A 22,600-nucleotide genomic window follows, 5' to 3' on the forward strand; every position below is an offset into this window, starting at 1 on the left:
GTCCGGGCACGGGGCCCGGTGCGGGACCCGGTTCGGGGCCGCCCGGACCGGGCGACGGGGTCGGCGACGGCGGCCCGGGATCTCGCTGCGTCGGGTGGATGAGGGTCGGGTCGGTCTGCCGTGCCACGGTGTCCTCCAAAGCTCGTCGGCGGGTGGCCACGTCGTATCCGGGGCGGGTGCCCCGGTCCCCAGGGATGTACGCATGGACTCGGCGCCGAACGCGCGAGCGGCGGGGAAGGCGGGCGATAATTCCTCCGCCCGGCGGAAGCGGCGTCGCTAGCATCGCCGTCGTCATGCGACGTTTTCCTGATCCGGATCCCGGAAATCCAGACCATCGCTCACCCATATCCTATCTGTTATGGCTTGCCGCTTATCAACGTAATGCCATATTCCTTGGCGCTCTCTATGGAATTGTCCATGTGCTGGCCCAGGCCCTGGTGCCCGCCGCGGTCGGCAAGGCCATCGACGCCGGGATCATCGCCCGTGACCAGCAGGCACTCCTGTGGTGGGGCGGTGCGGTGGTGGCCCTTGGGACGATTCAGGCCGCCGCCGGAATTCTGCGCGACCGCGCCGCCCTCACCACTCGGCTGGGCGCCGCCTATCGCACCGCACAACTCATCGCCCGCCAGGCCGCCAGGCTGGGGGCGACCCTGCCGAAACGGGTGGCCAAAGGCGAGATCGTGAATGCCGGAGTGGCCGATATCGGCCGACTCGGGGAGGCGCTCGCCGAAACCGCCCGGGGCAGCGGTGCCATCGTCGCCATCGCCGTCGTGGCGGCCATCTTGCTGGGCACCTCCTGGCAGCTCGGCCTGGTGGTGCTGCTCGGGGTGCCGCTCATGGTGGGGACGGTGTCCCTGCTGATCCGTCCGCTGCACCGGCGCCAGCATCGGCTGCGCGAACAGCAGGCCGAGCTGACCGGCCGCGCCGTGGACATCGTCAGCGGGCTGCGGGTGCTGCGCGGCATCGGCGGCGAGGAGGTCTTCGCCGACCGCTATCGCGCCGACTCCCAGCGGGTGCGCGCGGCGGGAGTGGCGGTGGCCCGGGTGGAGGCGCTGCTGGAGGGTGCCAAGGTGCTGCTGCCCGGGCTGCTGACCACCGTCGTCGTCTGGCTGGGCGCGCACTACGTGGCGAGCGGGCGGATGGGCCCGGGACAGCTCGTCGCCTTCTACGGCTACGCCGTCTTCCTGGTCGATCCGCTGCGCCGGCTCACCAACGCGGCCGGGCGGCTGACCCAGGGGCATGTGGCCGCGCGGCGTATCACGGCGTTTCTCGCGCTGCGGCCCGAGTTCGCGCTGGGGACCGCCGCACCCGCTCCGTACGAGGGGCCGTACGAGGGGCGGTGCGAGGGGTCGTACGAGGGGCCGTGCGACGGGCCGTATGAGGGGCCGTGCGACGGGTCCGCCCCGCTCGCCGACCCCGCCTCCGGGCTGATCGTGGTACCGGGCCGGTTCACCGCCGTGGCCTGCGCGTCCCCCGCCGACACCGCGACCCTCGCCGCGCGGCTCGGCCGCTACACCGACTCCACCGTCACCCTCGGGGACACCCCGCTCGGCGATCTGCCCCCGGACGAGATACGCCGCCGCATCCTCGTCGCCGACCACGACGACCGCCTCTTCGCCGGTCCGCTGCGCGAGGAGCTGCGTGGCCCAGGGAGCGACGCGGAGCTGGAGCGGGCCGTCGACGCCGCCTGTGCGCGGGACATCGCCGAGGCGCTCCCGGACGGGCTCGACGACCACGTCGCCGAGTCCGGGCGCAACTTCTCCGGCGGCCAGCAGCAGCGGCTGCGCCTGGTGCGCGCGCTCATGGCCGATCCGGAGGTGCTGATCCTCGTCGAGCCCACCAGCGCCGTGGACGCCCACACCGAGGCCCGTATCGCGCGCGGGGTGAGCGAGCTGCGCGCCGGACGGACCACGCTGGTGTTCACCACCAGCCCCGTGGTGCTCGACCGGGCGGACCATGTCGTCTACGTACAGAGCGCGAAGGCCGTCGCCCAGGGCTCGCACGGCGATCTGCTCGGCGATGTCCGCTACCGGTCCGTCGTGGCGCGGGAGGAGTCGGCATGAGCACCCACACCCCGCTGCCGGTCGCCTCGGCCGGCGACACCCGCGCCTACGCGCGGCGGCTGGCGCTGCGCCACCCGCGCGAACTCACCGCCGTGCTCGTCCTGTACGCGCTCGCCGCGGGCTGCGGACTGGTGGGCCCCCGGCTGCTGGGCGATCTGGTGGAGGACACCCGTGACGGCGGCGGCGCCATCACCCGTACGGCACTGCTGATCTGCGCGTTCGTCATCGTCCAGGCGCTGCTGACCCATGCCGCGACGTATGCCTCGGCGCGGCTGGGCGAGAAGGTCCTGGCCGACTTGCGCGAGCGGTTCGTCGGCGATGTGCTCGCCCTGCCGCTCGCCACCGTCGAACGGGCGGGTGCGGGCGATCTGGTCACCCGCACCATCCGGGACGTGGAGGTGCTCGCGGGCTGTGTGCGCCGCGCGGTCCCCGCCACCATGACCGCCCTGGTCACCATCGCCGCCACCTTCGGCGCCCTGTTCGTGGTGGGCCCGCTGCTGGCCCTGCCCTGTCTGATCGGGGTGCCGGTCCTGTGGGTCGCGGCCCGGTGGTTCTTCGGCCGGTCGCGCGAGGCGTTCCTGCGCCAGAGCGCCTCCTACGCGCGGATCACCGAGGGCCTCACCGAGACCGTCGAGGGGGCCCGTACCGTCGAGGCGCTGGGCCTGGCCGGGCGGCGCGCGGCGCGCACGGACCGCGACATCGCCGAGTCCTACGCGGCCGAGCGCCATACGATCGGGCTGCTCACGGTCTTTCTGCCGGTCATCGACACCGCCTATCTGCTGCCGGTGGCCGCGACCTTGGTGGTCGGCGGCCTCTTCGCGCTCCACGGCATGGTCTCGCTCGCCGCGGTCACCGCGGCCACCCTCTACGTCCAGCAGTTGCTGAGCCCGGTCGACACGGTGCTGTACTGCCTGGGCGACCTCCAGGCCGGTGCCGCCTCACTGGCCCGGCTGCGGGGCGTCCACCGCACCCCCGATCCCGGAGCCGACGCCCCCGCCCCGGCCGCGCCCCGGCACCGGGGCCTGGCGCTGCGCGAGGTGCGCTACGCCTACCGGGACGGCCGGGATGTGCTGCGCGGGATCGACCTGGAGATCGAACCGGGGGAGCGGCTGGCGGTCGTCGGGCCGTCGGGCGCGGGCAAGTCCACCCTCGGCCGCCTGCTCGCCGGGATCCACGCACCGCGCACCGGCTCGGTGACCGTCGGCGGGGTGCCGCTCACCGCGCTCTCCCCGGACCGGCTGCGTGGCCAGGTGGCGCTGGTGACCCAGGAGACGTATGTCTTCTCCGGAACGCTCCGGGAGAATCTGCTCATCGCCGGGCCCGAGGCCGCCGACGCCGAGCTGGAGCGGGTGCTGGACGCGGTCGGGGCCCGGGAGTGGGCCCTTGAGCTGGGGCTGGACGCACGGGTGGGGGCGGGTGGCGCGGCCCTGGCACCGGACCGGGTGCAGCAACTGTCCCTCGCCCGGCTGGTGCTGGCCGATCCGCACACCCTGGTGCTGGACGAGGCCACCTCGCTGCTCGATCCGCGCGCGGCCCGCCGTCTGGAGCGCTCCCTCGCGGCCCTGCTCGAGGGGCGTACCGTCATCGCGATCGCCCACCGGCTGCACACCGCGCATGACGCGGACCGGGTGGCGGTGATGGAGGACGGGCGGATCAGCGAACTCGGCCCGCACCAGGAGCTTGTGGCGCGCGGGGGTGCGTATGCCGCGCTGTGGGAGTCATGGCACGGTCGTACGTGAGGGGCGCGGCCCACTGCCGGATGGTGGATCAGCGGGCGTCGCGGGGCGAGGGTCACTCGCCCCCGGCGACCGTGACCTCGACCCCCTGGGCCCGTAGCGCGCGGATCTCGTGGGGGTCGGCGCCGTCGTCCGTCACCAGCGTCCAGCCGGGCGGCAGCCGCACCCAGGTGTGGAAGGGGCGGCGGCCGATCTTCGCGGGGTGCGCCAGTACGTACACCGCGTCCGCCCGGCGGGCCATCAGCTCCTTCAGCCGGGTCTGGCTCAGATCCGCCTCGCAGATGCCGTGTTCGGCCGTCACCCCGTCGGCGCCCAGGAACACCCGGTCGAAGGTCATGCGCTCCAGGGCCGCCTCGGCGAGTGGGCCGAGGAAGCTCTGGCTCAGCGGCCGGAGCGTACCGCCGAGGCATTCCACCCGTACGGTCTCCACATCGGCGAGCTCCTGAAGTGCGGTGAGCCCGGTGGTGGCCACCGTGAGCCCTTCGGCGGTGCGCAGCTCATGGGCGAGCGCGCCGACCGTCGAACCGGCGTCGAGCAGCACCGTCTCCCCGGTGCGGATCGTCGACGCCGCCCAGCGCGCGATGGCCCGCTTGGCCTCGAACGCCTCGCCGGTGCGCTGGCGCAGCGACGCCTCCGGGTGGGCGACCAGGGCCATCGCCCCGCCGTACGTCCGCGCCAGCCGCCCGTCCGCGGTGAGCTGGGCGAGGTCGCGGCGGATGGTGGAGGCGGTGACGCCGAAGGTGCGGGACAGCTCCGCCACGCTGGTCAGGCCCGTGGTCGTGGCGAGGTGGACGATCTGGTCGCGCCGGGCCCGCGCTCCGTTCGCCGGGATCTCTCTCGCGTCTCTCGCGTTCCTCAACGTGGGCTCGGCCTCGCGTTCCTGGGCAGGGGCTGGGCGTCAGCGGGCGGGGCCGGCGTCAGTGGCCGGGAGGGGCGGACCGGCGAGCCGCCCGCCCCGGCCGCGACGAGGGACGACGCGGCACCCGGTGCCTTCTGGGGCGCGCCGCGTGCCCCCATGACCCTCGCGCTCTCCTCCGACAACGGCCTGACCTGGCCCGTACGGCGCGATCTGGACACCGGCGACGGCCACTGCCTGACCAACAACTCACGCGACCGGCTCAACCGCGAACTGTCCTACCCCACCATCCGGCAGGGCGCCGACGGCACACTGCACATCGCGTATACGTACCACCGCCGGGCCATCAAGTACGTCCGGGTCACGCCTGACTGGGCGGCCGATGTCTGAGCCCCGGCACGCCGTGGTCACCGGTGTCAGCTCCGGTATCGGCGCCGCGATCGCCACCCGGCTGCTGACCGAGGGGTGGCGGATCACCGGGATCAGCCGTACGTCGCCCGCGCGCCCGGTCGCGGGGCTGCACTGGATCCCGGCCGATCTGTCCCGGCCGGAGGAGCTTCCCGAGGTGCTCGCCGCGGTGTCCGGGGTGGACGCGATCGTGCACGCGGCGGGCGTTCAGCGCTCGGCGCGGCTGGGGGAGCTGAGGCCCGAGGACGGGTCGCTCATGTGGCGGATCCATGTGCAGTCGGCGGGCGTGCTGGTGGACACGCTGGTGGACCGGGTGGCGGACGGCGGCCGGGTGGTGCTGGTGGGCAGCCGGACGATGACGGGCGTCCCGGGCAAGAGCCAGTACGCCGCCACCAAGGCGGCGCTGCCCGCCCTGGCCCGGTCCTGGGCGGCCGAGCTGGCGCCCCGGGCGGTCACGGTGAACGTGGTGGCGCCGGGGCCGACCGACACCCCCATGCTGCGCGACCCCGGCCGCAGCGGCACCCCGCCGGTGCGGCCACCGCTGGGCCGGCTCGTCCGTCCCGAGGAGGTGGCGGGGCTGACGTCGTTCCTGCTGGGCCCGGAGAGCGGCGCGGTCACCGGGCAGACGCTGGTGATGTGCGCGGGCGCCTCACTCTGACGGGGGCGGGGTCTCCGGGCGGGCGAGCGCCAGCAGCCTCGCGGTGTCCACGGGCCGGGCCTGGAGCGAGGGCAGCAGCAGGGTCCACAGATCGGCCAGATGGTCCTCGACCAGCCGCCGCCCGTCGAGGGCCTCGGAGACGGTGTGCAGCCCGAAGAAGGCGAAGACGACGGTCCGGGCGGCGGCCAGCGGATCGACCTGCGGGGCCAGATCGCCCTCGGCGCGGGCCTTCTCCATCATCTGCCCCACGGCGTCCATCCACCCCACGAAGGGCGGTGGCATGGGCGCCTCGATCAGGGTGCGCTCGGTCCACAGCCGGGCCCCGGCCCGGACCAGGAGGTCATCGCGGAAGGCGCGGGCCACCGCGAAGCTGAGCCGCACGAGTTGCTCCAGGGGCGGCGCGTCGAGGGCGGTGTAGCGCTCGATCAGCGGGGGCCAGGTGGCGAAGTGCTCCTCCACCACGGCGAGGGCGAGCCTTTCCTTGCTCGTGTAATGGAAATAGATGGCGCCGCTGGTGTGACCGGACCGGGAGGTGATGTCGCTGATGCTCGTGCCGGCGTATCCGCGTTCGTCGAAAAGGAACGCGGCGGCCTCCAGAAGGGATCGGCGTGTTTGCTCGGCCCGTTCTTGCACGTGTTCGCCGTCCTTCAGCAGCCCGTCGGATGTGACGGGGAGAACTTAGCGGACTTTCGGCCGGTGATGGTGATGAGGCGAGACAGGTCAATCATTATTAGTATTTTAAGGTGATCGTTCGTGAGGCTCATGGCCTTTCGGAGCCGCCCGGTCCCACCGGGCGGCCGCTGAGCTGGTCCCGCACCGTGGCACGGGAGGCGGTGCACCGGGTCTCGGTGGCCGAGGTGCTGCTCACCGACGTGCGTACGCACGGTGACGACCGGTTCGAGGCCGCCGCCCAGTGGCCGCGGTCCCATCCCACCTTCCCGCATGGCGGAGACGGCCGTCACCATCCGCTGATGATCGCGGAAACCCTGCGCGAGCTGGGGATCTACATCCCCACGCGGTACTACGCGGTGCCCGCGGGGGCGCACTTCCTGATCCGGGACATCTCCTACCGGCTGGACCCCGAGACCGAGCCCCGGGCGCCGTACGGCGCCTCCGACATCACCTGCCGGGCCGCCGTCACCGACATCCGCACCACCCCCTGCGGACGCTTCGTCTCCGGGATGCGGCTGGATGTCGTGCTGTCCGCGGGCGGCAAGCTCTTCGCCTGGGCCCAGGGCACCGCGCGCTTCCTCGACGGCACGGCCTACGCGGAGACCCGGTCCGCCTTCCACGGCCACACCGCGCGCCGCAGGCTGCGCGCCGCGGTGCGGCCCTCACCTGCGCAACTGGCCGTTCCGGCGGCCCGGGACGTGCTGGTGGTACAGGACGGGGGAGTGGTCTACCTCGACCCCGCCGACCCCCGCCATCCGTTCTTCTTCGACCACTGGAGCGACCATGTGCCGGGCCTGGTACTGCTGGAGGGCGCCCGTCAGGCGGCGGCGCTGGCCACCGGCGGGACGCTGACCCGGCCGGTCGCCTGCCGCATGAAGGCGATCCGCTTCACCGAGTCGTTTCCGCCGGCCGTGGTCGAGTGCACCGCCCATGGCCGGACGTGCGTCTTCCGGCTGCGCCAGGCCGATATCTGCACGGCGGTCGGGGTGCTCCAGTACCTCTGAGCGACGAACACCCTGTGCGACGAACATGCTGTGCGACGAACTCATGGGCGACGAACGGCCTGAACGACGAACAAATCGCCGACACTGAGTGACCCCTTGCTTACTCCGGGTCAGATAACTAACGTAGTGATCGTTATGTTTCGGGCAGGCGAATCTCACGGCCTGTACGACAGCAGCGGTCGGCGCACGGCGCCACTTCCGAGCCGCCAGGACATTTCCACTGAGCGGCTCCCCGCACGTACGGGCACTCCCTGCGCCGATTCCTCCACCTCCCATGGAACGGCAGACAGATGACAGCCGAAAAGTTTCTCGGATGGACCCCAGCCGCCATCGTCTTCGACTGCGACGGCACCCTGATGGATTCCGAACGACACTGGGTGGAGGCGCGCGAAGTGGTCCTCAGAAACCACGGAACCGCCCCCGACGAGGAGTTCGCGCAAAGCACGAAGGGGCTCCACTACACCGAATGCGGCCGTATGCTGGCCGAATTCGCCGGCCGCCCCGAACTCGCCGACGAGATGACCGAGCAACTCCTGGATGCCTTCCGCCGACTGGTGGCCGAGGACCCGGTCACCATGCCGGGCGCGCCCCAACTGGTGGCGAAGGCGGCGGCGTTCGCCCCGCTGGCCGTGGCCAGCAACTGCCCGCGCGACGTCGTCGAGGACGGGCTCGCCAAGGCCGGGCTGCTGCGGTACTTCGGCCATGTGCTGGTCCCCGAGGGACAGGTGCGGCCCAAGCCGTATCCCGACGTCTATCTGGAGGCCGCCCGGCTGTGCGGTGCGGCCCCCGAGGACGCCCTCGCGGTGGAGGACTCCCACTGTGGATTTCTGTCCGCCTCGCGCGCCGGGCTGAGGGTGCTCGGTGTCGGGCCGCGGAAGCCGGTGGACGAGCCCCCGCCGGTGGATGTGTGGGTCTCCACCCTGGCCGACCCGGAGCTGGTCAAGTGGGCGGACTCCCGGGCGGCCTGAGGGGCTGACCCGCGCTCACCGCCTGGTCGGCGGGTTCCGGGCGTCACTTCTTCCCGTCGTGGCCCGGATGGCTCGCCGGGCCGTCCATGCCCTCCATGCCGTCCATCCCGTCCCCCTGCTTCATCCCGCCATGGGAGGCGCCGTGGGACATCCCCTGTTCGAGGGATCCGCCGAGCTTCTCGCGCAGGGGCTCCAGCGAGTTCATGGACAGGCCGGTGACCGACCAGCGCTTGCCGACCAGGTACATCCCCCCGTAGTCCTTCGACGTCGTCAGCCAGTCGTGCTGGCCCTTGTCGGTGGCGAAGGTGACCATCGTGAACCGCTTCCCACCGGATCCGCAGGCGCCCTGGCGCAGCTCGTCCGCCTCGGTGATGACCGTGGCCTTGCAGCCGATGGCGTCGGCGATCTTCGTCAGCGGCGCGGGCTTGCCGGGCTTGGCGAACTCCTTGGTGGCGGGGGACACCTTCTTCTGCTCGTGCTTGGCGCCGTGTGCCTGATCGCCTCCACCGCAGCCGGCCAGGAACAGCAGGGCCGCGCCGACCGCGGTGGCCCGGAGTGCGAGTGACACATCAACCTCCCGTAGAAAATCCGGCGGGGCGGCCCGGGCCGGACGGCCTCGGGCCACCCGCCGCGGTGGACCGTAAGTGATGGAGCCGGTCCTACTGGCCCGCCTTCTTGCCCTTGTCGGTGACCGCGAACCAGGTGCCCTTGACGCCCTGGCCGTTGATGTCGCCGGGCTTCTTGTCCCCGGTGAAGGTGTACAGCAGCCAGCAGTCGAACGCCGCCTGCTTGGTGCCGTCGGGGCGCTTGAAGGAGGTGACCTTCGCGGCGTCGAGCCCGGCGACCTTCGTGGTGTCCACGGCCTTGACGGGCTTCCAGGTGTCCAGGCAGGCGCCGAGGCAGCCGGTCTTCATCGGCCAGGCGCTGTCCTTGTCGAACCGGTAGACGGTCATGCCCTTGCCGTCCACGATGATCTTGCCCAGCCCGGCGTTGTTGTTGACCATGAGCTGGAGGCTGTCGTCCGCGGCCGCGGTCTTGCCGGCCGGCTTTCCGTCGGGCGCCAGCGCGTTCCAGGTGCCGCCCACGCCCTGGCCCTTGGTGTCACCCGGCTTGGCGTCGCCCGCGAAGCGGTAGACCGGCCAGCCCGCCAGCGTGAGCTGCTTGCTGCCGTCGGAGCGGGTGACCGAGCCCAGCTTGTCGGCCTCGATACCGGTGGTGGCCGCGGCGTCGTCCGCGGGCACCGCGGGCCACTTGGTGGCGCAGTCGTCGTTGCAGTTGGACTTGGCGGGCTTGGGGGTGTCCTCGTCGAACCGGTAGAGGGTCCAGCCCTTGCTGTCGGTGATGAACTTGCCGAGCTTGGCGTCCTCCTTGACCGCCAACTGCTTCGCCGGACCGGTCCGCTCGGCCTCACCGCCCGCGGCGGCACCGGTGTCGCCGCCCGCCTGGTACCCGCCGGTCGCGCCGGCCACCGCACCCGCGCCCGCCGACGCGGAGGCCCCCGCGCCCACGGTCTGACTGCCGCCCGCCGGCTGCACATTGGCGCTGCCCGCGGAGTTGTCCTTGCTGCTGCCGCAAGCCGCCGTCAGCAGAACCATCGCTACCGACACCCCGGCGAACGCGATGTGACGCTTCTCCATGACCATCCCTCTGCAATCTCGATCGGTCCGGCGATGATTGCGCCGACGTCAGGTCCATACGGAGCCCATGCGGACCGGTGCTCAGCGGCTTCCGAATTTGTCATCCGACGCAAAAAACGCCGGATCGCTGAGCGCACAGCGGTCGACGGCCGTTGCGCACGGCCGTCGTGGTGTGGGGTGGTGCGATGGCTCACCCTGCGGCCTACTCCTCGATCCGCAGCGCCAGGGCGGGGCAGCGGCGGACCGCGCGGACCGCCTGGGCCCGAAGCGGCCGGGGCACATCCATCTTGGCCGAGGCCGGATAGCCGTCGATGCCGAGCGTCAGCACCTCGGGCGGCAGGATGTCCGCGCACAGCCCATGGCCCTGGCACAGCGACCAGTCGACCAGCAGCTTTTCCGTCGGCCCCCGCTGGGGGCGCTCATCGCGCGCCGAGGGGTTCAGCGGGGCGGGCGGCAGGGCCCGCGGCAGCGCGTCCTCCGGCAGCGGCAGGACGCCCATCGTGGGCCGTCCGCAGCCGGCGCCGAGCGCATGCGCCTCGAACTCCTCGGGAAACGCGTCCAGCGCGGTGGTCACGAAACCGGCGGTGCCGTCGGGATGGCTGCACGCTCCGCGCCCCCGCACCGAATTGACGTAGGCCCGCACATTGTCGATCGCGGACTGGCCGCCGCCGCGCTCCACCTGGCCGATGGCGTCCGCCAGCGCCGGCAGCCCGATGAAACAGGGCCCGCACTGACCGGCCGTCTCGGCCGCCAGCCAGCGCGCCACCCGCGCGGTCTCGCCGAGCGGGCAGGTGTTCTCCGGGATGGGCAGCACCGCCCCGGCGCCCAGCCGGGCGCCGTACTTCTTCATGGACTCCCGGGAGATCGTGGCGGCGTTGATGCTCCGGGGGTCCAGCCACTTGCCGTGGTAGCCACCCACCAGCACCGCCTGGCCGGCGGTGAGACCGCACAGCTCCAGGACGTAGGTCAGCGGCACCCCGGTGGGCGTCTCCAGCACATACTTCCCGCCGACCGTCAGCAGGGTGGTGCCCGGTTCGGTGGGCAGTCCCACCGAGCGGTACGGCAGGGCGCCCATCCGCGCCGCCACCGCGAGCTGGGCGAAGGTCTCGGTGTTGGACAGCAGAGTGGGCAGTCCGCTGAGCCCGCTGTCGCTGGTGCGGATCTTGCGGCCGTTGGGGATGGCCGGGGCGCCGCTGATGCCGTTGATGACCGCGCCGCCCTCACCGGCGACGAACCGGTCCGGGGTGCGGTTCACCGACACCGGGACCCCGCTGGGGCCGCGTTCGGCGATCGCGGCGGCCAGGGACTCCTCGACATCCCTACGGTGCACCGCGATGGCGACCTCCTCGGCACCGAGCGCCTCGGCGGCCAGCACGGCGCCGTCGATCACCAGATGCGGGGTGTGCAGCAGCAGCGCGGTGTCCTTGAGGCAACTGGGCTCACCCTCGCTGCCATTGACCACCACGGCGCAGCGGCCCTCGCGCCGGCCGGCCGACTCCACGACGGCCTGGACCTTTTTGGCGAAGGGGAAACCGGCGCCGCCGCGCCCGCGCAGATCGATGTTCTCCGCGAGCGCCACGAGTTCATCCGCCCGGAGGGCGGGCATGGTGCCATGAACGGTCAGATGGCCGACCCGGTCGAGCCGGTACACCTCGTCGAGCCCGGCCAGCAGCCGGGGCGGGTCGACACAGGCGAGCCTGGGTTTGGTCGTGATCACCGGTCCCACCCGCGAGAGGCACCGAGCGGCTGACTGTCACGCGAGCCGGGCTCGGCCGAACGGGGGCGCGGCACGGTGGGACCGGCCCGCCGGGTCCGGCCCTCCTGCATGCTGCGGGCGGGCGGGTTCCTGACCTCGATGCCGTCCGCCCGGTCGATGTCCTGGCGGCGCCGGGCGACCAGCCGCAGCCACAGCGCGATGGCCACACCGGCCAGGGCGGCGATATAGCCGTAGGTGGCCCACGTCTTGGCGGCGCGTCCCGCCTTCAGACCGTGGATCAGCGCGGCGCACCACGCCGGGTAGGCGCCCACATGCAGCGCCCGCCACCAGCGGTACCGCCAGCGGGAGTTGCCGGCCGAGGCGAACGAGCTGCGCACCGCACCGGTCACCGCGGCGATCACGAAGAGATAGCCGGCGATGGTGCCGAGCCCGATCAGCACCGGCTGATTTGCGTCAGCGAACGGCAACACGATGGACGCGGCGTTGGTGTGGCTCTCCGCGATCTTGACCCAGATGTGAACGGCCAGGAAGAGCAGCCCGGCGACCGCGGCCGCCCGGTGGACGGCCTGGGCCATCAGCCGCTGCCTGGTGTGCAGGATGAGCTGGTCGGTCGCGGCGAGCCCCCACAGCACCGCCGACGTCAGACAGACCAGCGCGAGCACACCCGCGCCGAAGTCGAGAAACGCGAAGGTCTTGGAGAACGCGCCGGCGTCCCACGCGACGTACAGGGACGCCGCGATGGAGCCGAGGATGGCGTAGATCCGGATGTGGCGTGGCCATCCCATCCCGGATGGGTCACGCTGCTGAGTCCGGCGAGCGGCCCGTCGTCCGCCTCGAGCCCGGCGTCCCCCGTGACGCCCCTGCGACGAGGGCAGCGGCGTTTGGGACATGGACATTGGAGCCTCCCGATCGCGCGGATTCGCGCGGGTGACGAGATACGTCAAAGTCGTCTTGGGGGCGCCAGCTTCTCGGAAGTACACGTGATCTCCATAAGATTTGTCGTAACGTGACAACTTCTCGTGGACGGACCCCGCTCACGCCGCTCCCGGCTGCTCCACTGTCGTTTCAATGGCAAAGAACCGTCAAAGTACCGGGACCGGGAGGGGGCCGGGTCCTCTATGACGTAGCGGAGGACCCTCGACTCCCTGACCGGTACTGGACGAACCGGTCACGGAGGCAACCTCCACGGACCTGGCCGACCCCCCAACGGCCAGGTCTCCCCCCGGCAAGAACGAGGTAATGATGGGCGAACTCGTGAACCGCATCTGGTCCCGCCCCCGTGGCGAGTGGACCCGCGTGCTGCGCAATGAACTCCCGTCCGTGGCCGACGAGGTGGTTGAGAACCTTCGGCACAGAATTCCGGGATTCGCCGAACTTCTGGAGGACTCTGAGCGAGACAAGGTCCGAGGAGGAGTCGAGCAGGCCCTCCTGACGGCACTCGGCCACCGCAGGGCGGGCGAGGACGGCGCGGGCGAGCAGCCCGCCGCCCCCGCCTCCGAGGAGGCCCTGGCCGAGGTGCCGCCCGAGCGGGCCCGGCGCGATCTGTTCGAGGCCCTCATCGGTGAAGTGGCGGTCTCCGAGCGCACCCTGATGGAGCTCTCCCGGGCCGCCCGGTGGCCACTCCCCGAGACGGTGCAGGCCATCGCCCTGCCCACTCCGGGCGAGGCGCCGCAACTGGCCGCCGTGCTGGGAGACACCCTCATCGGCGCGGTCGGCGACGAGCTGTGCCTGCTGATCCCCGACCCGGACGCGGACCCGGGCCATCCCACAGCGGACACCACCGCCACCGCCGCCCCTCAGGAAGGCGACCGGGAGCCGGAGCGCGAGGCGCCCGCCGAGCCCGGCACCCGGGCGGCGCTGGAGACCGCGCTGCGCGGCCGCACCGCCGCCGTGGGCCATGCGGTGCCGCTCAACGACGCGTCCTCGTCGGTGCGTTGGGCGCGCCGCCTGCTGGCCCTGGCGCCCGGTCGGCCCGGCCCCGAGGCCCGGGTGCTCTTCGTCGACGACCATCTGTCGATGCTGCTGCTCCTCCAGGACGAGTCGCTGGTCCGGGCGCTGGCCGCCCGGTGGCTCAAGCCGCTGGTCGGGCTGACCCCCCGGCAGAGCGAGCGGCTCCAGATGACGTTGCTGGCCTGGCTGGAGGGCGGTGGCGCACCCGAGGCGGCCAAGGCCCTCAAGGTGCATCCGCAGACCGTGCGCTACCGGCTGCGCCAGATCGAGAAGCTCTTCGGGCCGGGCCTGCGGGACCCCCGAATACGCTTCGAGCTGGAGATGGCGCTGCGCGGCCGCAGGCTGATGGCGCAGATGGACCGGATACGGCGGCACGCGTCCCGGGTCGGCCGCCGCACCCGTGCCGGTGCGCCCCCCGGCGTCCGGCCGCTGGGCATCGCCAGGGAGGCGCGCGTCAACGGACTCTGACCCGCAGAAGGCGAACCGCCGGCCGCGCTCCCGCGGTCGGCGGTTCTCGCTGTCGTGGGCCGGTCCGGCGCCCGCCGCTCGGACGACGCGGATCGCCGCAGGAAGGCCCCATGCGGCCTCGATGAAGTCCGGTGCGGTTCGGGTGCGCCCCGAAGGGGCGCGGGGCTGTGCCGAATGTGCGGCTCCGCCGCGGCCGTGCCGATATGCGGCTCCGCCGCGTGGCCAGCCACGACACGGCCGCGGATGAACGACCGCACCTCGCGGCACTTCCCGCGGAGCGCTCAGCCTCGCGCCCCGGCGGGCGCCGCCGTACGCGGGGCGGTACGCATCGCCGCGCTCAGGCCGAGCAGTTCGCCGTATGCGTGGGAGCAGAAGGCGCATCCGGCCAGATGGCGCGCGAGCGCCCGGCCGCGCACCCCGCCCCGGCGCACCGAGGCGCCGATCAGACCGCTGTAGTGCCGGCACCGGTCGTCGCGCGCCGACTCCAGATGGGCCCGCAGATACGACTCGCGCAGCCCCTCCCGGGCCCGGAAGGCCAGCGAGGTCACCCCGCTGGGGGAGATGCCCAGGGCCACGGCCACCCGGTGCGGGGGCTCCTCCTCGACGAGGGTCAGCCACAGCACGGTCTGCCAGCGCTCGGGAAGTCCCCGGAAGCTGCGGATGAGCAACCGGCGGTCCTCCCGGGCCACCAGATGCTGCTGGGGATCGGCCGTGGACGCGTGCTGCCGCCAGGACTCGAAGTCGGCGGTCAGCAGCACCCGGCGCTCCCCGGCGCTCCACTCCGTCGCGGTATGGCGCACCACCGTGAGCAGATACGGCCGCCAGGGCCCCCGCGGTCCGCCCCCGGCGCGTACGGCCTGGAAGGTGCGGAAGAACGCCTCGGAGGCCAGGTCCTCGGCGTCATGCGGGTCACGGCAGCAGGTCAGGGCGTAGCGCAGGGTCGCCGCGTGGTGGCGGCGGTAGAGCAGGTCGCCCGCCGCCGGGCTGCTGCTGCCCGACCGGTAGCCCTCGGCCAGTTGCCGGGTGAGCTCCTGGTCCGGGACGGGGCGGACCGGACGGTCGGTATGTTCCCGGCCCTGGAGCCCCTCGGTGTCCGGATGTCCCGCCGCCGGAGGGTCGCCCGCCGCGTCGTCGTCCGCGGCCTGGTGTAAGTGCGCGGTGGCAGCGCGGCGCGCGCCGGCCGAACGGCCGACGCGCGCCTGGTGACCGTGTTCCATCAGCCGCACTGCTTGCCGCTGTTGATGCAGTCCACCGCCTCGTTCATCAGGTCCTCCGACATCACATTGATGAAGTCGTCGTGGTCGGTGATGGGCTTGTGCAACTGCTCGGGGAAGCCGTCCACGGCGAACGGGGTGTTGGCCGGCACATCGTAGGTGATCGTGTTCACGAGCTGGGGGATGGCCTGGAAGCCACCCGGGCAGGAGCCGTCCTCGCCCGCGAACGCCACGTGGTCACGGTGGTTGGCGCTGTCGATGTTCTGGCCGTCCCAGCAGCTCTGGAAGTCGAAGGTCCGGGTGACGGAGCTGCCCTCGGGGCAGAGCGGGTACTTGTCGGTCAACTGCCGGTCCTCGAAGCCGGTGCAGCTCCAGGAGGCGTTGGCGTTCTTGTCGCCGTTGGTGAACGCCTTGGCGTCACCGGTGATGATCCGCAGGAACTTCGGCATCGCCGTGACCTTGCTCTGGGCATTGCCCTTGAACTCGATCTTGGAGCTGGTGGGGGTCAGGATCGTGCCGACGTTGCCCTCCTGGCCGCCGCCGAGCTCATTGGCGTCCGCCTCGTCCTTGCCGTCCTGGGCGCGGACCACGGGCCAGTAGTACGTCGACTTGTCGTCCTGGTTCTTGCAGGAGGTGCCGCCCTGCTCGAAGGTCTGGTTGTTGGCGAAGGCGTCGTTGCTGTCGTTGCCCACGTAGTCGTGGGTGTGGTGGGCGCCGTTGCCGACACCGGGCGCGACGATCACGTTGTCGCTGTTGCGCAGCTTGGGGTCGCCGACGCCGCACTCCGTGGCGAAGGTGCCGGTGGAGCCGTTCTGCTGGGCCTGCGGCGGCTGCTGGACGTTCGGCTGCACCTTGGTGATGTCGACGAAGTCGTCCTGCGCGGGGCCGTTGCCCGCCTGGCCGCCCGCATTGCCGGGCACATCGTTGGCGCCCTCGCCGCCCTGGTCGCCGCCGCCTTGCTGGTCGCCGCCCTGCTGGTTGCCCTGTTGGTCGCCGCCCTGCTGCTGGCCGCCTTGCTGGTCGCCCTGTTGGTCGCCGCCTTGCTGGTCGCCCTGCTGCTGACCGCCCTGGGTGGCGACCTCCTGCCACTTGCAGTCGGTCATCCCCTGGAGCTGGGAGTTGTCGCCGCCCATGGCCGAGCCGATGTTGTCCATCGTCCGCGAGCGCTCGTCGTTGAGCCTGGAGAGCACCGCGTCGCTCGAACCCTGCTCCTGGTTCATCTGCTGGTATGCCTTGGCCACCTGGTTGTCCAGCTCGGCCAGGTTCTTGTCGACCTTGGGCCTGGCCCTCTCCGGCACATCACTCAGCTTCTGCCCCACATCGGGGCACTGGATCGTCCCCGCCTTCGCGGCCACGGTGTGGTTCTGGCCGGAGTCGCCCTTGTCGCCGTGGGCGGACGCGTTGGCGGCGATGATCGCGGCCCCGCCACCGCCGAGCGCCAGGGCGGCGACGATGGCGACGGTTTTATTGGTGAACCGCCCGCGTTTGTGGGTCTGTTGCCTCATAAGATCACTTCACTTAGTCGTTAGAGGGTGTCGAAGTCGACAAGCCCGGTGTCCTCGAGGACCGTGATGTGGTCGAGAACGATGGCATTGGCCCTGGTGGCCAGAGATCTGACCATGGAGTTGCGGCTCTCGGCTCGCACCTGCGCCACAAGGTTGAACACCTTGCCGTGAGCGGCGCGCAACCGGTTTGCGAACACCCGCTCGAACTGGGCGCTGCTGCCGGCGCTGGTCATCTCGTTCAGCCAGCCCTGTTGCTGCGCGTTGGGCTGGTTGGGCAGCGTGATCCCGAGTGCCCGGCCGACCTCCTCGGAACGGCGGTCGAGCTCGGTGTGTCCCTCGATGAGATGCTCACCGGCGGTCTTCACCGCGTCCCGGACGTCCCGCTGCTGGGCGAGCCGGCCGGCGGGGAGCTCCCACGTTCCGGCGAGCCTGACTTTGCGGACAAAGTCCCGGTCAGTGGCCGTGAGCGGCCCGTACTGGGTGCTGACCGTCCCACCGCCGTCGTCCGTGACGCCGTTGCGCGGCAGGGCCGCGCTGCTCTCGCCGAACAGCGACACCGGGATGAGGATCGCCGCCAGGGTGACGGCGAGCGCCCCAATGATGAGCCCGGTGCCGATGGTTCGGCTGGAGGCGATGGGTCTGGTGAGGTTTGCTGGTGGCACAGCGCCCTCCTTGGTTCGGAGTGACACCGGACGCTAGTACCTCGTGTGGCTCGGTCGTGGAGACCTCATCACCAGTGAATAAAGCCGGGACAGAGATCACTTCCGGCTGCTACCCTGCGCGGCCGCGAACCGGGGGGTGTTGAGAAATTTTTTCCCGCCCGGTTGAGCAACTCACCGGGCCCGTACGTACGGCAGGGAGAACCCGGTGCCCGGCCGCTCCCGAGCGGCCCGCCGCGCACCGTCCCGACGACCCGGAGGCGCCCCGCCGTGGATACGACAGCGCGGAAGACCACGCCCACCAGGCCCCGTCATCCGCTGAGAGCCGAGGCCGGATGCGGTGACTGCCGGTACTGCCCCAGTTTGCCGTCGAGGACCCGGGCATCGGGGTGGTTCAGCTCCTGGAGAATCTCCAGGGCCCCGCGCCAGTCGATGAGCGCGGTGGCCAGGTCGCCCTGGGCCAGCCGGGTGTCCCCCTGGTGGTGCAGGGTGTCGGCCTCCAGATACCGGTCGCTGATCTCGCGGTAGATGGCGAGCGCCCGGCCGTACGAGGTGAGGGCGGGCTCATACCGTCCGATGTGGTGATACGCGTACCCCAGGCTGTCCAGCGCGGCGGCCTCGCCGGCCGAGTCGCCGATCCGCCGGTGCAGTTCGACGGCCTGGCGGCAGTGGGACAGCGCGTGCTCGTACTCACCGCGGAGGATATGGGTCCAGCCGATCTCGTTGAGCACACTGGCCTGGCCGCTGAGGTGTGCCGCGGCACGGTAGTGGCCGAGCGCGGGCCGGTAGTGGTCCAGCGCCTCCTGGTAGCGGCCCTGGGTGTTGGACAGAAAGGCCAGGGAGCGCAGGGTGCGGGCCTGTCCGCCCGCCTCGCCCAGCTCCGTGAACAGCTCCAGCGCCCGCTCCAGATGGCCGTACCCCTCCTCGTACCGGCCCAGCCGTCCCTCGGCGAACCCCAGGGTGCGGTGGCTGTGCGCCCGGCCGAGCCGGTCGGACAGGGCCCGGGCCGCCCCCAGCGCGGTGCGCTGGATGGCGGTCTGCTCCTGCCAGTGGCCGCGCCGGTCCAGGAAGAGCTCCAGTGTGACCGCCAACCGCCAGGCGTGGGACGGGAATCCGTGGTCGCGGGCGTGCTCGACGACCGACAGCAGCACGACCCGCTCGGCCGAGAGCCATGCCTCGGCGCGGTCCTGGCCGCCCAGATGCTCGGGCGCGGCGTCGGGCCGGGCCGGGGACAGCGGCAGCGGTTCGGTGCGGTGCGGGGCGAGCAGCGTGGCGGCGGTGCGCGCGGTGTGCAGATAGTGGTCGAACATCCGGTGCCGGGCGTCGTGGCGGATCTCGTCCGTGTCGTGGTCCTGGACCAGCTCCATGGCGTAGGCCCGCAGCAGATCGTGGAAGGTGTAGCGGCCCGGGGCCTGCTCCACCAGCAGATGGGCGCGGGTGAGCGCGGTCAGCAGGGCACGGGTGACCCGGAGCGGGAGCCCGGCCAGGCTCGCGGCCGCGGCGGCCGAGACCTCGGGCCCCGGATGCAGGGCGAGCAGCCGGAACAGCCGGGCGGCCTCCCGGTCCAGGGCCCGGTAGGACCACGAGAAGACGCTGCGCGCGTCGGTGCTCGGATCGGCGCCCGCGAACGCGTCGAGGTTCCCCTGGCTCTCGCGCAACTCCGCGGCGACAGAAGAAAGGGGAAAGGACGGACGGGTCGCGGCCCGGGCGGCCATCACCGCCAGCGCGAGCGGCAGCCGCCCGCACAGCCGGATGATGGTGGCCACCGCCTGCGGCTCCGCGGCGACCCGGTCCGTGCCCAGCCGCCGGACCAGCGCCTCATGGGACTCGGCCGGGGACAGCGGCCCCAGAGTAAGGGGGCGGGCCCCCTCGCTCGCTATCAGACCGTGGAGCTGATTGCGGCTGGTGACGATGGTCAGACAGCCGGGGGCGCCGGGCAGCAGCGGCCGGACGTGCTGGGAGTCCACCACGTTGTCCAGCAGGATCAGCATCCGCCGCCCCGCCAGCAGACTGCGGTACAGCGCGGTCTTGGCGTCCAGACCCGTGGGCACCCGGTTCGGCGGAATCCCCAGCGCGTGGAGGAACGCCCGCAGCGCCTCGTTCGGCGACATCATCGAACCGGTCGGATCGAAGCCGCGCAGATTGGCGTAGAGCTGCCCGTCCGGAAAGCGGTGGGCGATCCGATGGGCCCAGTGCACGGCCAGCGTGGTCTTGCCGATCCCGGCCATCCCGTCGATCGCGCTGATGATCAACGGCCCCGGTGATCCGGCGTCGGCGCCCTCGGGCAGCAGAGTATGGACACCGGCGAGTTCGGCATGGCGTCCGCTGAACGCGGGCAGGTCGGGCGGGAGCTGCGCCGGGCGGATCACCGGGGCGGGCGCCGCGGCCGGAGGGGCCGGCTGGACCGGCTCGGCGGGGGCCGGGGTCGACCGGGGCACCACCTCGCGGTGGGCGGCGCGCAGTTCGCGGCCGGGCGGGACGCCGAGCTGATCGGCCAGCCGGTCGCGCGCGGTCGAGAAGACCTCCAGCGCCTCGGCCCGCCGTCCGGTGGCGGCGAGCACCCGGATCAACTGGGCCTGGAGGGTCTCGTCCAGGGCGTGGTGGGCGGCGAACTGCTGGAGCACCGTGGGCAGTTGCTCCGGAACCTCGCAGGCCAGCGCCGTGGTGGCGGCCTCCTTGGCGATGGCCAGAAGTTCCCGGTCGACACCGGAGAAGACCGGATGGGACTGGATGTCGGAGGGGACTCCGGTGGCGGTCGGCCCCTGCCACAGGGCGAGCGCCTGTGAGAAGAGTTCGGCCGCCCGCTCCGGCCGGCCCTCGGCGGCGGTGCGCCGCGCCGATTCGCTCAGCTTCCGGAAGCGCAGCAGATCCAGCGCGTCCGCGTCGGCGTTCAGCCGGTAGCCGCCCGAGCTGCGCACCAGCCGGCTGCCCTCGGCCCGTGTCGGCAGCCCGGGTTCCAGCAGTCGGCGCACCGATCCCACATGGCGGTGCACCACATTCACCGCGGTGCTCGGCGGATCCTGCGCCCAGAGCACATCGACGATTTCGCCGAGCGACACGGGCTGTCCCGCCCGCACCAGCAGCAGTGCGAGCAGGGCTCGCTGTTTGGGCGGACCCAGGTCCAGTTCGACCTCGTCACGCCACGCCCTGACCGGGCCTACCACCGTAAATCGCACAACTAGGGATCTTAGTCGAGCCCGTTTCGGGCACCGCGTTCTTCCGGCCGCCACGCGACGTCAGACTTTCGTCACTCAATCGGCGTCGCCCTTCTTTTACGCTCGCGCCATTGACACATCAGCCTCGGGGGGAACGAGACGATGAACATCCGCACGGCGGCCGTCACGACCGACGCCGACATCTACTTAAGGACGCTGTACCGGCGGCACGGTTCGGCACTGCACCGGCTGGCGGCCCGGATGCTGGGCGGGGACTGGCACCGGGCGCAGGACATCGTGCAGGAGGTGGCGATCCACGCCTGGCAGCGCCCCATGGATGTCGGCCCCATGGACGACACCGTCCGTAACCGGTTGTTCACCGTGGTCAGCGACCTGGTGACCGATGGCCACCAGGATCAGGCGGAGCGGCCGGTGGAGATGGCCGGTGAGGCGGAGATGGCGCTGCCGGCCGCGCCGGACACGGTCGATCAAGCGCTCACCGCCCGGCTGGTGTGGGACGCGCTGGCGGACCTGGCGCCCCCGCAAAGGGAGGTGCTGCTGCATCTGCACTATCTGGACCGCAGTGTCAGCCAGGCGGCCCGGGCGCTCGGAGTGCCGCCCGGAACCATCAAATCGCGGACGTACTACGCGACACGGGCCCTGCGGACGGCCCTGCGGGAGCGTGGCGTCACCGAGTGCTGACCACCTCCGGATACCCGCCGACTGCTTTCTGATCGAATGATCGCTACTATGGCGGTGTTTCGAGTACAGACGAAAGCCGATCGCGTCAGGGGTGGGGAACATGCGGGAGCCGGCGCAGAAGCGGCAGGCGCGGATCGCGGCGCTGGTGGAGGCCCGGGGCAGCGCGCGGATCACCGATCTCGCGGATGAGCTGGCGGTGTCCGTCGTCACCGTACGGCGGGACGTGGAGGAGCTGGCCCAGCGCGGGGAGGTGCGCCGCGGCCACGGGGTGGCGCGCTCACTGCGGCCGATGGCCCAGGAGTCCACCGCCACCGGCGACACCATCGGCATGGTGGTCCCCGAGCGCAACACCTATCTGACCGAGGCCGTCCAGGCGGCGCGCGAGGCCGCCGAGAAGGCCGGACTGCGGCTCGCACTGCATATCGCCGCGGACGAGCGCGGCACCGAGCGCGCGGTCAGCCAGGCGCTGGACGCGGGCGCCCGGGGCCTGCTGCTCTCACCGCGCTGGCGCACCGAGGCGGAGGAGCGGGCGGACCACGCCTGGCTCGGCGCCCTGGAGCTCCCCGTGGTGCTGGTGGAGCGCCGGCCCCACCGGGGCAGCGCCGTCTACGGCCTGGACAGTGTGCGCTCGGACCACGCGTACGGAGTGCATCTGGCGCTCGAGCATCTGACCTCGCTGGGGCATCGGCGGATCGTGCTGGCGGCGCGCGACGACAGCCCCACCGCACGGGTGATCCGCTCGGAGTTCGCGGCGCAGACCGCGGCCCGTGGCATCCGTGAGGGGTGCCCGGTGATGCTCAGCTCGCGCACCGCCGGGCCCGATCCGCGCCCGCGCGACGCGGGGGAGGCCGACCTGGCCGACGCGGTGCGCCGGGCCGGGGCCACCGCCGCGCTGATCCACGGCGACATGGACGCGCTGGTGCTGGTCCAGCGGCTGCGTGAGGCGGGTGTCGAGGTGCCGCGCGACTGCTCGGTGGTCGCGTACAACGATGTGGTGGCCGATATGGGGCAGATCGCGCTGACGGCCGTGGCCCCGCCCAAGGGCGAGGTCGGCCAGGCCGCGCTGGAGCTGCTGACCCGCCAGTTGGAGCGGACGCGGGCCGGGCGGTGGGTCGGGGCCGCCCGCCATCTGGAGCTGCTGCCGGAGCTGGTGGTCCGGGATTCCACCGCCCCGCTTCTCTGATTGTTTGACCGCTTTGGTTTCTTCTGTTCGATGTATTGACGGCTT

The 22,600-nt window shown here is 72.0% G+C and carries 19 protein-coding genes; 9 read left to right on the forward strand and 10 right to left on the reverse strand.

Translation table 11 applies throughout. The features are described from left to right. The first annotated feature begins 293 nt into the window (after nucleotides 1-293). Nucleotides 294-2,063, forward strand: a complete 1,770-nt coding sequence (locus KN815_RS23605; protein WP_216343938.1) for an ABC transporter ATP-binding protein — start codon at nucleotides 294-296, stop codon at nucleotides 2,061-2,063. Next, nucleotides 2,060-3,802, forward strand: a complete 1,743-nt coding sequence (locus KN815_RS23610; protein ID WP_216343939.1) for an ABC transporter ATP-binding protein — start codon at nucleotides 2,060-2,062, stop codon at nucleotides 3,800-3,802. The genes KN815_RS23605 and KN815_RS23610 overlap by 4 nt, the downstream gene beginning before the upstream one ends. 52 nt (nucleotides 3,803-3,854) lie before the next feature. Here the strand turns inward: KN815_RS23610 and KN815_RS23615 are convergent, their stop codons facing one another. Continuing rightward, nucleotides 3,855-4,631, reverse strand: a complete 777-nt coding sequence (locus tag KN815_RS23615; protein WP_216343958.1) for a DeoR/GlpR family DNA-binding transcription regulator — start codon at nucleotides 4,629-4,631, stop codon at nucleotides 3,855-3,857. 183 nt (nucleotides 4,632-4,814) lie between these two features. Here KN815_RS23615 and KN815_RS23620 point away from each other — a divergent pair, with 183 nt between their 5' ends. Next, nucleotides 4,815-5,045, forward strand: coding sequence for a hypothetical protein (locus KN815_RS23620; protein WP_253209196.1), 231 nt, complete (start codon nucleotides 4,815-4,817; stop codon nucleotides 5,043-5,045). Next, complete coding sequence (locus tag KN815_RS23625) at nucleotides 5,038-5,721, forward strand: SDR family NAD(P)-dependent oxidoreductase (RefSeq protein ID WP_216343940.1); 684 nt, start codon at nucleotides 5,038-5,040, stop codon at nucleotides 5,719-5,721. Before KN815_RS23620 ends, KN815_RS23625 begins: the two co-directional genes overlap by 8 nt. On the opposite strand, the gene KN815_RS23630 is transcribed toward KN815_RS23625, so the two are convergent. Continuing rightward, nucleotides 5,713-6,354: a ScbR family autoregulator-binding transcription factor gene (locus KN815_RS23630; RefSeq protein WP_216343941.1), complete on the reverse strand. Its 642-nt coding sequence runs from the start codon at nucleotides 6,352-6,354 to the stop codon at nucleotides 5,713-5,715. The genes KN815_RS23625 and KN815_RS23630 overlap by 9 nt on opposite strands. 110 nt (nucleotides 6,355-6,464) lie before the next feature. Here KN815_RS23630 and KN815_RS23635 point away from each other — a divergent pair, with 110 nt between their 5' ends. Next, the gene (locus KN815_RS23635; protein WP_216343942.1) at nucleotides 6,465-7,397 is read left to right on the forward strand and encodes a ScbA/BarX family gamma-butyrolactone biosynthesis protein; all 933 of its coding nucleotides are present in this window, start codon (nucleotides 6,465-6,467) and stop codon (nucleotides 7,395-7,397) included. A 290-nt stretch (nucleotides 7,398-7,687) separates the two neighbouring features. After that, entirely contained in the window at nucleotides 7,688-8,365 is a 678-nt protein-coding gene (locus KN815_RS23640; RefSeq protein ID WP_078639226.1) for an HAD family hydrolase, read from the forward strand. 43 nt (nucleotides 8,366-8,408) lie between these two features. On the opposite strand, the gene KN815_RS23645 is transcribed toward KN815_RS23640, so the two are convergent. From KN815_RS23645 to KN815_RS23660, 4 genes are all read right to left on the reverse strand, one after another. Then, entirely contained in the window at nucleotides 8,409-8,933 is a 525-nt protein-coding gene (locus KN815_RS23645; RefSeq protein ID WP_216343943.1) for a hypothetical protein, read from the reverse strand. A 91-nt stretch (nucleotides 8,934-9,024) separates the two neighbouring features. Further along, nucleotides 9,025-10,002: an SCO0930 family lipoprotein gene (locus KN815_RS23650; protein ID WP_216343944.1), complete on the reverse strand. Its 978-nt coding sequence runs from the start codon at nucleotides 10,000-10,002 to the stop codon at nucleotides 9,025-9,027. 202 nt (nucleotides 10,003-10,204) lie between these two features. Next, complete coding sequence (locus tag KN815_RS23655; RefSeq protein WP_216343945.1) at nucleotides 10,205-11,719, reverse strand: NADH-quinone oxidoreductase subunit NuoF family protein; 1,515 nt, start codon at nucleotides 11,717-11,719, stop codon at nucleotides 10,205-10,207. Beyond that, nucleotides 11,716-12,504: a ferric reductase-like transmembrane domain-containing protein gene (locus tag KN815_RS23660; protein ID WP_253209197.1), complete on the reverse strand. Its 789-nt coding sequence runs from the start codon at nucleotides 12,502-12,504 to the stop codon at nucleotides 11,716-11,718. Before KN815_RS23660 ends, KN815_RS23655 begins: the two co-directional genes overlap by 4 nt. Nucleotides 12,505-12,958: 454 nt before the next feature. On the opposite strand from KN815_RS23660, the gene KN815_RS23665 reads away from it, so the two are divergent. After that, nucleotides 12,959-14,137, forward strand: a complete 1,179-nt coding sequence (locus tag KN815_RS23665) for a PucR family transcriptional regulator (protein ID WP_372458448.1) — start codon at nucleotides 12,959-12,961, stop codon at nucleotides 14,135-14,137. Between the two features lie 281 nt (nucleotides 14,138-14,418). On the opposite strand, the gene KN815_RS23670 is transcribed toward KN815_RS23665, so the two are convergent. The 4 genes from KN815_RS23670 to KN815_RS23685 all read right to left on the reverse strand — a co-directional run bounded on the left by KN815_RS23670 (nucleotide 14,419) and on the right by KN815_RS23685 (nucleotide 20,691). Further along, entirely contained in the window at nucleotides 14,419-15,354 is a 936-nt protein-coding gene (locus tag KN815_RS23670) for an RNA polymerase sigma factor (protein WP_216343948.1), read from the reverse strand. Continuing rightward, a complete protein-coding gene (locus tag KN815_RS23675) occupies nucleotides 15,354-16,856 on the reverse strand; it encodes a DUF1996 domain-containing protein (RefSeq protein WP_216343949.1) in 1,503 nt (500 codons plus the stop codon). Before KN815_RS23675 ends, KN815_RS23670 begins: the two co-directional genes overlap by 1 nt. A gap of 20 nt (nucleotides 16,857-16,876) precedes the next feature. Then, entirely contained in the window at nucleotides 16,877-17,518 is a 642-nt protein-coding gene (locus KN815_RS23680) for a DUF4142 domain-containing protein (RefSeq protein ID WP_216343950.1), read from the reverse strand. Nucleotides 17,519-17,826: 308 nt separating this feature from the next. Beyond that, nucleotides 17,827-20,691 (reverse strand): AfsR/SARP family transcriptional regulator, encoded by a 2,865-nt coding sequence (locus KN815_RS23685; protein WP_253209198.1) that lies wholly within the window; start codon nucleotides 20,689-20,691, stop codon nucleotides 17,827-17,829. Nucleotides 20,692-20,832: 141 nt separating this feature from the next. Between KN815_RS23685 and KN815_RS23690 the strand changes: the two genes are divergently transcribed. After that, the gene (locus tag KN815_RS23690) at nucleotides 20,833-21,372 is read left to right on the forward strand and encodes a sigma-70 family RNA polymerase sigma factor (protein ID WP_216343951.1); all 540 of its coding nucleotides are present in this window, start codon (nucleotides 20,833-20,835) and stop codon (nucleotides 21,370-21,372) included. Between the two features lie 100 nt (nucleotides 21,373-21,472). After that, entirely contained in the window at nucleotides 21,473-22,555 is a 1,083-nt protein-coding gene (locus KN815_RS23695) for a LacI family DNA-binding transcriptional regulator (protein ID WP_216343952.1), read from the forward strand. Nucleotides 22,556-22,600: the final 45 nt, after the last annotated feature.

Origin of the sequence: Streptomyces niphimycinicus (assembly GCF_018883605.1) — a bacterium.
GTDB classification, from domain to species: domain Bacteria; phylum Actinomycetota; class Actinomycetes; order Streptomycetales; family Streptomycetaceae; genus Streptomyces; species Streptomyces niphimycinicus.

What these genes read in the sequence shown, in the direction of transcription:
- KN815_RS23605 (WP_216343938.1), top strand. Translation starts at nt 294, where the DNA reads ATGCGACGTTTTCCTGATCCGGATCCCGGAAATCCAGACCATCGCTCA.
- KN815_RS23610 (WP_216343939.1), top strand. Translation starts at nt 2,060, where the DNA reads ATGAGCACCCACACCCCGCTGCCGGTCGCCTCGGCCGGCGACACCCGC.
- KN815_RS23620 (WP_253209196.1), top strand. Translation starts at nt 4,815, where the DNA reads ATGACCCTCGCGCTCTCCTCCGACAACGGCCTGACCTGGCCCGTACGG.
- KN815_RS23625 (WP_216343940.1), top strand. Translation starts at nt 5,038, where the DNA reads ATGTCTGAGCCCCGGCACGCCGTGGTCACCGGTGTCAGCTCCGGTATC.
- KN815_RS23640 (WP_078639226.1), top strand. Translation starts at nt 7,688, where the DNA reads ATGACAGCCGAAAAGTTTCTCGGATGGACCCCAGCCGCCATCGTCTTC.
- KN815_RS23650 (WP_216343944.1), bottom strand. Translation starts at nt 10,002, where the DNA reads ATGGAGAAGCGTCACATCGCGTTCGCCGGGGTGTCGGTAGCGATGGTT.
- KN815_RS23660 (WP_253209197.1), bottom strand. Translation starts at nt 12,504, where the DNA reads ATGGGATGGCCACGCCACATCCGGATCTACGCCATCCTCGGCTCCATC.
- KN815_RS23665 (WP_372458448.1), top strand. Translation starts at nt 12,959, where the DNA reads ATGATGGGCGAACTCGTGAACCGCATCTGGTCCCGCCCCCGTGGCGAG.
- KN815_RS23670 (WP_216343948.1), bottom strand. Translation starts at nt 15,354, where the DNA reads ATGGAACACGGTCACCAGGCGCGCGTCGGCCGTTCGGCCGGCGCGCGC.
- KN815_RS23675 (WP_216343949.1), bottom strand. Translation starts at nt 16,856, where the DNA reads ATGAGGCAACAGACCCACAAACGCGGGCGGTTCACCAATAAAACCGTC.
- KN815_RS23690 (WP_216343951.1), top strand. Translation starts at nt 20,833, where the DNA reads ATGAACATCCGCACGGCGGCCGTCACGACCGACGCCGACATCTACTTA.
- KN815_RS23695 (WP_216343952.1), top strand. Translation starts at nt 21,473, where the DNA reads ATGCGGGAGCCGGCGCAGAAGCGGCAGGCGCGGATCGCGGCGCTGGTG.